This is a genomic window from Dactylosporangium sp. NPDC048998, from assembly GCF_043197855.1.
Lineage (GTDB): Bacteria > Actinomycetota > Actinomycetes > Mycobacteriales > Micromonosporaceae > Dactylosporangium.
In genome coordinates this window covers 608,256-620,731 of record NZ_JBICTV010000005.1, presented here as the reverse complement: position 1 = coordinate 620,731, position 12,476 = coordinate 608,256, and the positions used below count along the sequence as shown (strand labels likewise).

The 12,476-nt window shown below is 72.8% G+C and carries 11 protein-coding genes; 7 read left to right on the top strand and 4 right to left on the bottom strand.

From position 1 onward, the window contains the following. The 5 genes from ACGFI8_RS16625 to ACGFI8_RS16605 form a co-directional block, all read left to right on the top strand. Nucleotides 1-925 (top strand): class I mannose-6-phosphate isomerase (locus ACGFI8_RS16625; protein WP_392805341.1); only part of this gene is annotated, 925 nt, incomplete at its 5' end. Beyond that, nucleotides 922-1,932, top strand: a complete 1,011-nt coding sequence (locus ACGFI8_RS16620) for an ROK family protein (protein WP_392805338.1) — start codon at nucleotides 922-924, stop codon at nucleotides 1,930-1,932. The genes ACGFI8_RS16625 and ACGFI8_RS16620, both read left to right, overlap by 4 nt. Beyond that, nucleotides 1,929-3,326: an FAD-binding oxidoreductase gene (locus tag ACGFI8_RS16615; RefSeq protein WP_392805335.1), complete on the top strand. Its 1,398-nt coding sequence runs from the start codon at nucleotides 1,929-1,931 to the stop codon at nucleotides 3,324-3,326. Before ACGFI8_RS16620 ends, ACGFI8_RS16615 begins: the two co-directional genes overlap by 4 nt. After that, on the top strand, nucleotides 3,323-4,399 hold the full coding sequence (locus ACGFI8_RS16610) for a (Fe-S)-binding protein (protein WP_392805333.1): 1,077 nt from the start codon (nucleotides 3,323-3,325) through the stop codon (nucleotides 4,397-4,399). Before ACGFI8_RS16615 ends, ACGFI8_RS16610 begins: the two co-directional genes overlap by 4 nt. After that, nucleotides 4,396-5,388: a LysR family transcriptional regulator gene (locus ACGFI8_RS16605; RefSeq protein ID WP_392805330.1), complete on the top strand. Its 993-nt coding sequence runs from the start codon at nucleotides 4,396-4,398 to the stop codon at nucleotides 5,386-5,388. The genes ACGFI8_RS16610 and ACGFI8_RS16605 overlap by 4 nt, the downstream gene beginning before the upstream one ends. On the opposite strand, the gene ACGFI8_RS16600 is transcribed toward ACGFI8_RS16605, so the two are convergent. After that, nucleotides 5,362-7,362, bottom strand: coding sequence for an N-acetylmuramoyl-L-alanine amidase (locus ACGFI8_RS16600; protein WP_392805328.1), 2,001 nt, complete (start codon nucleotides 7,360-7,362; stop codon nucleotides 5,362-5,364). The two genes, ACGFI8_RS16605 and ACGFI8_RS16600, sit on opposite strands and share 27 nt — an antisense overlap. Nucleotides 7,363-7,373: 11 nt before the next feature. After that, entirely contained in the window at nucleotides 7,374-8,702 is a 1,329-nt protein-coding gene (locus ACGFI8_RS16595; RefSeq protein WP_392805325.1) for a C39 family peptidase, read from the bottom strand. Between the two features lie 227 nt (nucleotides 8,703-8,929). Here ACGFI8_RS16595 and ACGFI8_RS16590 point away from each other — a divergent pair, with 227 nt between their 5' ends. Then, nucleotides 8,930-9,571: a hypothetical protein gene (locus ACGFI8_RS16590; protein ID WP_392805323.1), complete on the top strand. Its 642-nt coding sequence runs from the start codon at nucleotides 8,930-8,932 to the stop codon at nucleotides 9,569-9,571. Here the strand turns inward: ACGFI8_RS16590 and ACGFI8_RS16585 are convergent. Further along, nucleotides 9,568-10,458, bottom strand: a complete 891-nt coding sequence (locus ACGFI8_RS16585; protein ID WP_392805320.1) for an N-acetylmuramic acid 6-phosphate etherase — start codon at nucleotides 10,456-10,458, stop codon at nucleotides 9,568-9,570. The two genes, ACGFI8_RS16590 and ACGFI8_RS16585, sit on opposite strands and share 4 nt — an antisense overlap. Next, complete coding sequence (locus ACGFI8_RS16580) at nucleotides 10,455-11,366, bottom strand: MurR/RpiR family transcriptional regulator (RefSeq protein WP_392805317.1); 912 nt, start codon at nucleotides 11,364-11,366, stop codon at nucleotides 10,455-10,457. The genes ACGFI8_RS16585 and ACGFI8_RS16580 overlap by 4 nt, the downstream gene beginning before the upstream one ends. Before the next feature lie 54 nt (nucleotides 11,367-11,420). On the opposite strand from ACGFI8_RS16580, the gene ACGFI8_RS16575 reads away from it, so the two are divergent. Continuing rightward, a complete protein-coding gene (locus ACGFI8_RS16575; protein WP_392805314.1) occupies nucleotides 11,421-12,446 on the top strand; it encodes an N-acetylglucosamine kinase in 1,026 nt (341 codons plus the stop codon). Nucleotides 12,447-12,476: the final 30 nt, after the last annotated feature.

Here is a 12,476-nt window from a genome sequence, read left to right as displayed (position 1 = left end):
GGAAAGCGGCATCCTCGTCAGCGACACCGGCAGCGCACGCGTCGAGATCCCCCTCCAAGCGGTCGTCGCCCAGCATCCCGAACAGATCCTCGGCCGCAACGCACACACGACATTCGGCACCTCGTTCCCCATCCGGTTCGACTACCTCGACACCGTCGGCGGCGGGAACCTGTCCGTCCACTGCCACCCGCAACCCGACTACATGCGCCAGGTCTTCGGATGGCCCTACACCCAGCACGAGACCTACTACATGATGGTCGGCGGAGCCGACCGCCGAGTCTTCCTCGGCCTGCACGACGACGCCGACCTGGACGCATTCCGCCGCGACGCGGACCGCGCCGTCCACGACGGTGTGCCCTTCCACATCGAGCACTACGTCCAGACCTTCCCCGCCCACCAGCACCAGCTCTTCCTCATCCCCGCCGGAACCCCGCACGGCAGCGGCGAGGGCAACGTCGTCCTGGAAATCAGCGCAACGCCCTACCTGTACAGCCTGCGCTTCTACGACTGGCTACGCAAAGACACAGACGGCAGACAACGACCCGTCCACGTCGGACACGCCTTCACCAACCTCGACACCGCCCGGGCCGGCGACGCCGTAGCCCGTGACCTCGTCCAGCAACCGCACACGCTGCGCTCCGGTGAGAACTGGCACGAGGACGTCATCGGCCGCCTCCCCGAAATGTTCTTCGAAGTACGCCGCATAGAACTGGCCCCGGACGCCGTCGTCGAGGACACCACCAGCCACGGATTCCACGTCCTCAACGTCGTCGAGGGCGACGGCATCATGCTGGAGACCAAGCACGGACACCGCCACGACCTCACCTACGCCGAAACCCTGACCGTCCCCGCCGCAGTCGGCTCCTACCGCGTACACGCCCTGGGAACGGGCAAGGTCCGCTACGTCAAGGCACTCGTCCCATGAACCCCGCCGACACGAACGTCGTATCCGTCATGGACGTCGGCGGCACACACGTCACCGCGGCCACAGTCGACGTCACGACCCGCGGCATCCTCAACGGACAATGGTTCCGCGAACCGCTGAACGGCAACGGCGACGCGGCAGAAATCCTGTCCGCCATCATCACCTGCGCCGCCCGGCTGCCCACCCGGCCCGCCCGCCCCTGGGCCATCGCCGTTCCCGGCCCATTCGACTACAAACCCGGCATCGCCCGATACGCAGGCGTCGGCAAGTTCGACGCGCTCAACGGCGTCGACCTCCGAACCGCCCTGATGCCGCACCTGCCCGGCGCCGCAAGCATCAGCTTCCACAACGACGCGGACGCCTTCGCCATCGGCGAATGGTGGGCCGGCGCCGCGAACGGACACCGCTCAGCCGCCGCGATCACCCTCGGAACAGGCGTCGGCTCCGCCTTCCTGCGCGACGGGCACATCCTGCAGCACGGGCCCGGCATACCACCGCAAGGACGGGCCGACCTCCTACGCCACGACGGCACACCCCTGGAGGAAACCGTGTCCCGCCGCGCCATCAGGCGAGCCTACGCCCACGCAACAGGCCAATCCCCGGCACCTGACGTCCGGGAGATCACACAACACGCGCGACAAGGCGACCAGGCAGCGACCGAGATCCTCACACGAACGTTCCACACCCTGGGAACCGTACTCGGCCCACACCTGGCGGAATTCGCCCCAGAGGTTCTCGTCGTCGGCGGATCGATCGCCGCCGCGTGGGACCTCCTGGCCCCACCACTGCGATCCGGTCTCACCGACGCCGATCCCCGAACCGCTCCCATCGCCCTCAAACCCGCGCGTCACCCCACGGAGGCGCCCCTGCTCGGCGCAGCCTACCTGGATCGGATGCACGAGCCACCGGACGAGATTGCCGCCATGGTCTCCTTCGTCGCCGGTCCGGAGGGCCGGTTCATCAACGGAGCGGCCCTTGTCATCGACGAGGGGATGATTGCGGGATGACCGCCGCGGCAGTCACCGGCTCCCCCGCGATCGCCGCCGATCTGGGCCGCATCGTCGGGGCATCGAACGTGGAGATACGCCCGGCGGCCCTGGTGCCCTACCGGACGGATGCCACGTTCGGCTTCTCCGGCACACCATGGGCCGTCGTCAGGCCCGCCGGCGTGGCGGAGGTGTCGCGGATCCTGGCCTGGGCGAACCAGCGTCACGTCCCCGTCGTGCCACGCGGCGCGGGCACCAGCCTCGCCGCCGGTGCGGTCCCCATCCGCGGCGGCATCGTGCTCGCACTGACCCGCATGAACCGCATCATGTCGATCGACCCGGTCGACCTGGTGGCGGTCGTGCAACCCGGCGTCACGACCCAGGATCTGGCACGCGCGGCTGGTGAACACGGCCTGCACTACCCGCCCGATCCCGGCAGCCAGCGCGTATCCACGCTCGGCGGCAACGTCGCCACCAACGCCGGCGGCCTGCACGGGCTCAAGTACGGCAACACCGGCGGCTACGTCCTGGGCGTGGAGGCCGTCCTCGCCGATGGCGAGGTCATTCGCGCAGGCGGCCGGCTCATCAAGGACGTCGCCGGGTACGACCTCGTCCGCCTGCTCACCGGCTCGGAGGGCACGCTGGCGGTGCTGACCGAGATGACGCTGGCCCTACGCCCGGCACCGGCGGCGAGCACCACCGGACTGGCGTACTTCGCCGACCTGGAGTCGGCCAGCGACGCCGTGCGTGGCGTCATCGGTGCCGGCATCCTTCCCGCGACCCTCGAGTTCCTCGACGCGAGGTGCATCCGGTCCGTCGAGGCATACGCGCACCTCGGCCTGGACACGACGGCAGGGGCGATGCTGCTGTTCGGCGACGACGGCAGCGACGCCGAGGTGCGGCGGACGGTATCGGCGATGGCAGCGGTCATGCGCGACCACGCCGCCTCCTCGGTGCAGGTCGCCACCGCGGCGGCCGAGTCGGACGCGCTGCTGGCGGCACGCCGCTGCGCGCTACCAGCGCTGTCCAGGCTTGGCGGGGCGACCATGCTCGAGGACGTCGGCGTGCCGCGCTCGCGCCTTCCCGAGTTGGTCCGCCGCATCGACGCGATCGCCGAACGGCACGGGGTGACCATGGCGACCTTCGGCCACGCCGGCGACGGCAACGCGCATCCCGTCGGCTGCTTCGACCCCGGCGATGCCGAACAGCGCGCACGTGTCGCGGCCGCGTTCGACGACATCTTCGCCGCCGCGGTCGACCTGGGCGGCACCATTACCGGCGAGCACGGCGTCGGCGCGGCGAAACTGCCGTACCTCGAAGCACAACTCGGCCACCGGCAGACCGCGCTGCTGGCCCGGATCAAACGGGCGTTCGACCCGGAGGGCATCCTCAACCCCGGAAAGCTCGGATCATGACCGCCGGCCGCATCTTCGACCCGGCGGATCTCGGCACCTGCATCTCCTGCGGGTTCTGCCTGCCCTCCTGCCCCACCTACAAGCTGACGGGCGACGAAGCATCGTCGCCGCGCGGACGGATCGCGCTCATGCGCGCCATCGACGACGGGACCGTCGATGTCTTCGACGCCGCCGCCCGCGACCAGGGCTCCTTCTGCCTCGGCTGCCGCGCCTGCGAGCCCGCGTGCCCCGCCGGGGTCCCCTACGGCCGGCTCCTCGAACACCTCCGCGATGCGCAGTGGAAGGGCAGGCGCCGGCCGCTGCGGGTCCGGCCCCTGCTGGCGTTCGCCAGGAGCCGCCGGCTCATCCGGCTCATCGGCAGCGTCCGCCGGCACGCACGGTCGACTCCGCCGGCGGCATCGCGGGACGACGGCGACACGCTGATGCTCGGCTGCTTCGAGCGCGTCCTGTTCCCCGCGGTGAGCCGCGCCGCCATCAGCACGCTGCCGGGGGTACGGGTGGCGCCCGACCAGGGCTGCTGCGGCGCGCTGCACGCCCACAACGGCGACCTCGCCCGCGGCGAGCGGCTCGCCGCCGAACTCGGCGACCGGCCCGGGCGGATCGTCTCCACCGCCGGCGGTTGCGCCGCCCATCTCGCCGCGGTCGCGGGCCGCGACCGGGTCCTGGACTACTCCGAGGCGCTGCTCGAACGCGGCACGGTGCCGGGCCCGATCCTCATCGACGGCCGGCCGGCCCGCATCGGCCTGCAGGACTCCTGCCACCTTCGCAACGGGCTGGGCGTCCGCGACGCGCCCCGCGCAGTGCTCGACATGCTCGGCGACTACGTCGAGATCCCCGGCGCGGGCGACTGCTGCGGCGCCGCCGGCACGTACGCCATCCTCCGCCGGCGCGACAGCCAGCGGGTCCTCGCCGCGAAGATGGCCGCGCTGGCCGATCTGGACCTAGACTTCCTGGTCGTGGTCAACCCGGGATGCCAGCGCCAGCTCACGACGGCGGTTCGTCGCGCCGGGCTGAGCACCAAGGTGGTTCACCTGGCCGAGCTCGTCGCCTCGGCACAGGACGGCCACCGATGAGCACCCCCGAGGAACCCGACGACCTCGACCCGGTCGCGTTGACCCAGCGCGACCCCCGGGACGCCATGTCGCTGCAGACCGCCTGGTTGCGCAGCTTTCTCGCAGTGGCGGACAAGGGCGGCTTCGGCGCCGCCACCCTCGCGCTGCACCTGTCGCAGTCCCGGGTCAGCGCCCACATCGCGGCGCTCGAGCACGCCCTCGGCGTTTCCCTGTTCGATCGCAAGGCACGGCCGATCTGCACGACCGCGGCCGGGGAACTGTTCCGCGGCCACGCCATGGCGGCCATGCTCGAACTGCAGCGCGGCATCGAAGCGGTCCGCAGCACGCTCGACAACGTCGTCGCGCACGTGACGATCGGCAGCTACCCCAGCGTCAGCTCGACCTACCTGCCCGCCGTGCTGCAGGAGCTGCAGGCCAAACACCCCGGCGTCACGGTCGAACTGCACGAGGGAACCGCCGCGACGCTGGAGGAGATGGTCGCCGGCGGAACCGTCGATCTGGCCTTCCGGCCGCTCCTGCCGAAAATGCGCGAGACCACACTGTGCCATCGCACGATCTGGCGCGAGGACATCGTCGTGGTCATGCGGGAGAACGACCCCCTTGCCCAGCGGGCGTCGGTCAGCGTCGAGGACGTCCTGGCCCGGCCGCTGATCGGCAACCCGGCCGGCTCCGAGGAGGACGGCGGCGGATTCGACGTTCGCAACACGCTCGGCGAGGCCGCCGCCCGCGCCAACATCGTCTATCTGACCGACCAGCCGACGACCCTGGTCGCGCTGGTGCGCGCCGCGTTCGGCATCGGCGTCATCAACCGCCTCGCGCTGCAGACCACCAGCACCGAGGGGCTGACCGTCCGCACCATCGACTCACCCACCGCCCATCGCAACGTCGCGCTCTTCTGGATGCGCCGACGGGCGGACAGTGCGGTCGTCAAGGCGTTCCTCGACGCCCAGGAGCGGGCGCCGCTACCGCCCGGCGTGCTCCCGATCTGACCCCGGTGTTGGCGTCGCCTCGGGAAGCGAGGGCAGGATCTGGACGTCGTCGAGGTTCACGTACATCACCCGGTGGCCGAACTGGATCTGGGCGTACCACGTGGCGCCGCGGATCACCGTCCAGTCGCCCGGGCTCGAGCCGTCGAACGTGACCGCGCGGTAGTACTCGCCCTGCACGACGTTGGTGACCGCGTAGCGCTGGCCGGCCGCGAACGTGTACTGCAGCGGCGTGATCGGCTGGTACGGCACGCCGGGCGAATACGCCGCCTGCTCGGGGTAGGCCCGGCCGTACACCGGAATCGTGTCCCGGCCCGGCCTCGGCACGGCGACCAGGCCGGTCGCCCACTTCGCCGTCGGTGCGGCGGGCGGATTGGAGAACCAGCCCTTCTGGCCGAGGTACCACACCGCGGTCCAGTCTCCCTGCCGCCCGGCGACGGCGTAGGTCTGCCCGGCCGAGACCCGCGAGCCGTGGTCGGACAGCAGCATCGTCGACGGGCCGCCGTCCGGGTGCAGGCCCGGGTCGAGCAGCAGCGGCGCGGCCGCGTCCGGCGCGGTGTGCAGGATCAGCTGCGAGGCGCCGTGCTCGGGGCACGGGTTGCCGGACGCGCCGGTGCAGCCGGTGAAGGCGGGCCGGTTGGCGTCGTAGTCCGGGTCGATGGTGACCAGGCCGGTGCGGGCCGTGCCGGTGGCGCGGAACGGGGCGTGCAGCAGGTCGAAGTAGTGGCCCCAGTCCCAGAACGGGCCCGGGTCCCAGTGCATGCCGCGCACGGTGGACGGCACGGTGCCGGGCACGTTGTCGTGGCCGATGATGTGGCCGCGGTCCAGCGGGATGCCGAGCCGCCCGGCGAGGTAGCGCACCAGCTTCGCCGACGAGCGGTACATCGCCTCGGTGTACCAGGCGCCCTCCGCGGCGAAGCCCTCGTGCTCGATGCCGACGGAGGTGGCGTTGACATACCAGTTGCCGGCGTGCCAGGCGACGTCCTTCGTCTTCACGTGCTGGGCGACGTGACCGTCGGCGGAGCGGATCGTGTAGTTCCAGCTCACGTACGCCGGGTCCTGCACCAGGCCGATCGTGGTGTCGTAGGTGGCCTCGGTGTCGTGGATGACGATGTACTGCACCCGTTGCCGGGCCGGCCGGTCGCTGAGGTCGTGGTTGCCGTAGTCGCCGCCGCCGAGGTCCGCGTAGGGCGCCGGGATCCACTCGCAGGGCAGGTCCGGCGGGCACTCGAGGCCGTCGGGGCGGGCCGGGCGGCGCAGGCCGAGTCGATCGGCGAGCCGGTCCAGCCACGCCGTCTGCGGGCGCAGCCCCGGGTGGGCCGGCAGGGTGACCCGCTGCCCGTCGTCGGTGACCCGGTCGGCGCCCTCGCGCATGGTGGCGAAGACCTCGTCGGCGAACTGCGCGGCCGCGTCGGCGGTGTCGGCGCCGCTGTAGCGGGCGACGGCGCCGTACCAGGCGGCCGGGTCGCTGCCCGCCCCGCCCGGCGCGCCGAGGTCGCGCTGGTAGGCGGCCAGCAGCGCGGCCCCGCCCCGGATGTTCTCCCGCGCGTCGGTGCGCAGCCGCGCCTTGTCGACGCCGGTCAGCGCGGCCGCCTGGTCGAGCGTCTGCAGGGCCGGCGCCGGCGCCGCCGCGGCCGCCGGGCCCGCGACGCGCGCCGGGCGGGCCGGGCCGGCGTCTTCGCCGCGCGCGTCCTCGGTGCCCTCGTCGTGATGCGTGCCGCCCCGGGTCACGGCGGCCGCGTCGGTCAGGTGCATCGGGCCGAAGCCCGCGCCGGTGCTGGGCGCGCCGTGGTTGGTGTTCCACCGTGACTCCAGGTAGGACACGGCCAGGAGCACATCATTCGGTACACCTGCGGAAACCGACGCGTCGGCGAAGTCCTGCCGGCGGCCGTTCACCTCGGCCGCGGACCCCGCCGCGGGGACGATCGCGGCGCCGAGCACGATCCCGGCGAACGTCGTTGCGGCAATCCTGCGCATGGTTGCTCCCCTCACCAGTTGTCCGAGCCGGGCACGCGGGGCAGCAGCTTCCACGTGGGCGCGATGACGTACGCGACGCCGCCGCTGCCGGAGGCGACCGAGCCATCCGCGCGGTGCCGCTTGGTGCGCAGCCACACCTGCTCGAACTCGGCCCGCCGGTAGACGTTGCGCACCGCGGCGTCGGACGAGGACGCCGGGTCGTTGACGATGACGTCGCCGGTGCCGGTGAACCCGACGATGACGAACAGGTGCCCGGAGGTCGAGTAGTTCGCCCCGGACAGCTCCGAGGCCAGGAACGACTGCGAGGTGACGACCGGGATGCCGGCGGCGATGAAGCGCTCGGCCTCCTCGAGGGAGTGCAGCCGGGTGACGATGCCGGCGAGCCCGTAGGTCGCCGCGTAGGCGGTGTTGAACGGCCAGTTCCCGGCGCCCTCGTACGTGTAGTCGTAGGTGTACCGGGCCGCGTGGTCGACCTGCGGGTCGGCGTAGGACTCCTCGACCCAGGCGAGGTCGGCCGGGCTCGGCCGGCGGCCCCAGTACTCCACCACCATCTGCGTGGACGTCGGCGAGCACCACGCCTCGCCGCCGCCGTCGTACTCCGGGTACTGGCCGACGTGGATGTTCTGGGAGTACCGCGGGACGGGCAGCTCCCGGCCCCACGCGATGTGCCCGGCGCTCGAGGCGACCGTGAAGCGGTCGGGGACGTAGGAGGTCATCGCGCCGGCCTGGAAGACCCGCGGCGCCTCGCGGGAGCCGGGCGCGCGGTAGAGGGTCAGCCGCAGGCGATAGTCGCGCAGCAGCACGCCGCGCGTGACGTCGTCGATGGAGAACGTGTCGGTCCAGATCGTGGAGTACGGGTCGCCCTGGCCGTCCACGGAGGACCGCTTGATGTCGCCGTCGCCACTGGCCCAGCGACCCATGACGTACCACGGGGTGGCCTCGCCGTTGGTGTACGTGCCCTGCATCTCGACCTGCAGCCAGGTCCCCGCGGGCGTGTCTGCGTTCCACGACGCGACGAGCTCGCTCGCGCCGAACCCGATGGAGCGCACCGGCGACGTCCAGGTCGCGTACTCCCACGTCCGCGTCGCGCCGGTGTGCGGGTCGGTGAACTCGGTGGTGCCCGCGGCCCGGCCGATGGTCAGGAACGGCCGCGGCCCGGGCACCGCGACGGTGCCGTTGCGGTCTCCGGAGCGCCACTGCGGAAACGTCTGCCACCGGTGGAAGGAGATCTGCTCGTCGTGCGCGACCGGCTCGGCGTGGGCCGTCGCGGGCGCGCCCGGCGCGAGGGCCGCGAGGCAGGCGAGGGCGGCGAGCGATGCGACAGCCGGGAATCGTGCCACTGCTCCTCCAGGGGAAACCGATGGCGATTGATTGACGGAACGCTATACCTTTATCGCGGCCCATGTCGATACCTTCCGCCAATTCCGTCGATACTGAAGGTTTCTTACCTCCGCGCCGACTGTCGATCTCAGCCCGCTGACGGGTAGTTGACAGCACTCTGTCGACTCGGCGGCGACAGGATCGGTTGGCGTCGTTGACGGAGGGTGGTCTCGTGACGGGTGTTGAGGTGATCCTGGCGGCGCTGGTTGCCGGTGCTGCCGCCGGAGGGCAGGACGCCGCGAAGACGGCGGTGACCGACACCTATGTCGGCCTGCGTGACATGCTGCATCGCCGGCTGACCGGCCGGACGGACGTGGAACACGTGCTGGACGCCAGCGAAACCGATCGCGGGGTGTGGCAGGCCCGCCTCGGTGCCGATCTCGCCGCGACCGGCGTCGATCGGGATGAGCGGGCCGGCACCGGCGGCACCTGCCGGCACCGCATCCGCAAACCGGCCGGGCGGACCATGACCTGCACCACCTGCCACACCTCGGGGCACCGTGACCTGTTCGCGGCGGCCACCATCGCCACCCGCACCCCTGCCGGTGGCGGCAACAGCAGCACGGCGGCGGTCCTGCCGCACGTGATCACGCACCGTCGAGCCGGACGGCACCTCCCCGGTGCCGGACCGTCCCGGCGTGACCCCCGCCGACCACACCGACCACCACCCGCACCAGCGGTGGCGGCCGGCGCGGCGGTCATGGGGTCGGTTGGCCAGCTGAGGCCCGCCCCACCGCACACAGCGGTGGGGAGTCGCTCGACCGCACCCCGCGGCGAGGAACCACAAACCCCAACCCAACCCGGTAAACGTTTGTGGTCACAGCTCTAGGAACTCAGTTCGCGCAGGGCGGCGTGCACCACGCCGCCGGAGCGTTGCAAGACTCGGCGGGCCTCGGCCGTCGGGGTCTGGGCGAGCAGGGCCACCAGGGCCACCTTCGACTCGCCGGCGGCGTCGGCCAGGGCGGCCGTGCAGTCGCGCTCCGGCAGGCCGGTCGCCTGGGCGAGCATGCGCACCTGCCGGCCGCGCAGCTTGCTGTTGCTCGCGACCATGTCGGTCATCAGGTTGGAGTAGGTGCGGCCGAGGCGCACCATCACGGCCGTCGACAGCGCGTTGAGCACCAGCTTCTGCGCGGTGCCCGCCTTCATGCGGGTGGAGCCGGTGACGGCCTCCGGGCCGGTGTCCACGGCGATGTGCACGTCCGCGAGCGCGGCCAGCGGCGCCGCCGGGTTGGCCGAGAGCAGCACGGTGCTCGCCCCCGTGGCGCGGGCCGCGCGCAGCGCGCCGCCGACGTAGGGGGTGCCGCCGCTGGCGGTCGCGCCCAGGGCCACGTCGCCCGCGGCGACCATCTCGGCGGCGGCCGCACCCAGCTCGACGTCGTCCTCGGCGCCCTCGGCGGCGTTGTGCAGCGCCGGCATCCCGCCGGCGATGTGCGCCACCACCTGGTCGGTGCCGATGCCGAATGTCGGGTGCAGCTCGGCGGCGTCCAGCACCGCCATGCGGCCGGAGGTGCCGGCGCCGAAGTAGTGCATCCGCCGGCCCGCCCGCAGCGCCGCGACGGCGAGCTCGACGGCCTCGGCGAGGCTCGGCAGCACCGCGGCGACCGCGGGCGCGACCTTGCGGTCCTCCGCGTTGATGAGCCGGAGCATGTCGAGGGTGGGCAGCTGGTCGATGAAGACGGTGTGAGGATTGCGCTCCTCGGTGGGCGAGACGCTCACCAGCGGCCCCGATCGGACTTGGTACGGCGGCTGCGCACCGCGTCGCGGGTCGCCTCCAGCGCCGACTTGGTCCGCTCGTACGTGCGCTGCGCGACGCCGACGAAGACGCAGTCCACGACGGTGAGCTGCGCCAGCCGGCTGGCCATCGCCCCGGAGCGGAACGTGGTCTCACGCGCGGCGGTGGTCAGCACGAGGTCGGCGACGCGGGTGATCGGCGACTTGGGGAAGTTGGTCAGCGCCACCGTCGTCGCGCCGCGGCGGCCGGCCTCGGCGAACGCCTCGATGGTGTCCATGGTCGTGCCGGTGTGCGAGATGCCGACCGCGACGTCGCCCTCGCGCAGCAGGGCCGCGCTGGTCAGTGCCAGGTGCAGGTCCGACCATGCGTAGGCGGTCAGGCCGATGCGGTGCAGCTTCTGCTGGAAGTCCTGGGCCACGAACGCGCTCGCGCCGACGCCGTAGACGTCGACCCGGCGCGCCTCGGCGATCGCGGCGATGACCCGGCCGAGGGCGTCGAGGTCGAGCTGGGCGGCGGTGTCCTCGACGGCGCGGGCGTCGGCGTACGCGATGGTCTTGACCACCTGGCCGAGGTCGTCGGACAGGCTGATGTCACTGCCGACCGCCTCCTGGGCCTGGTCGTCCTGGACCCGGCCGGCCTCGGCGGCCAGCCGCAGGCGCAGCTCCGGGTAGCCGGAAACGCCGATGGCCCGGCAGAATCGGATGACCGTGGTCTCGGACGTGTGGGCGCGCTTGGCCAGCTCGGTGATCGTCATCGCCGCGGCGGTGGCGGCCTCATCGATGATGATCTTCCCGACTCGCTGCTCGGCGCGCGACAGCGAGGGCAGGAGCCCGCGGATCTTCACCGCCGTCGAGATCGTGCGGCTCTCGTCGGGGGTCTCCTTGCCCTTCATGTGGAAAAGTTTCCGTTGCTATCTCGATTTCGTCAATGGAGTACGGTGTCCGGAATGCGCGAACCCCTGGTCATCGGCGTCGACGCCGGCGCCACGACGACCCGATGCGTGCTGAGCGACCTCAACGGAAACATTCTCGCGCGCGGCGCGGCCGGCGGCGCGAACCAGAACTCCAGCGGCGCGCCGCCCGGCGCGGCCCTGGCATCCGCCCTGCGCGAGGCCGTCGCCGGGGCCGACCCGGCCCGGGTGGCGCTGGGCGTCATCGGCGCCGCCGGCGCGGGCGCGGGCGGGCGGGAGGCGGCGCAGTCGGCCGCGCGCGAGGCGTGGCGCGCCGCCGGGCTGCCCGGCCGGGTGCTCGCCGTGACCGACCTGGAGGTGGGGTTCGCGGCCGGCACCCCCGCGCCGGACGGCCTGCTCCTGCTGGCCGGCACCGGCGCGGTCGCCGCCGCGTTCGCGGGCGGGGCGCTCACCCACCGCTGCGACGGGTACGGCTGGCTGCTCGGCGACGAGGGCTCCGCGGTCTGGCTCGGCCGGGAGGGGCTGCGCGCCGTCATGCGCGCGCTGGACGGCCGCGGGCCGCGCACGGACCTCACCGAACCGCTGAGCGCGGCGCTCGGCGTGCCGGCCGGACCCGGGCTCGCGGAGGACTCCGAGGCACACGCCCAGCGCCTGCTGCGCGCCGCGTTCGACCGGCCGCCGGCCGCCCTCGGCGCGCTCGCGCCCGTGGTGAGCGACCTCGCCGCGGCCGGCGACCCGGTCGCCCGCGGGCTCACGGCGGACGCCGCCGGGCACCTCCTGCACGCCCTGGCGACCGTCGCCCGGCGCGGCGGCCCGGGCGAGATCGGGGCCGGCCCGGCCGTCATGCTCGCCGGCTCGGTCCTACTGTCGCCCGGGCCGGTCGCCGAGCGCGTCCGGGCCGGGGTGCGGGAGCAGTTCGGGGCGGAGCCGGTCGAGGCCCGCGACGGCGCGGCGGGCGCGGCGTGGCTGGCGATCTTGCAGGTCAGCGGCGTGCCCGTGGACGCCGCGACGCACGCGCGGCTGACCCGGGCGGGGCTGCGAGGCGCTCCGGAAGATCGGTAACAATCTTCCAGGTCTTGCAAGTTACGTTGG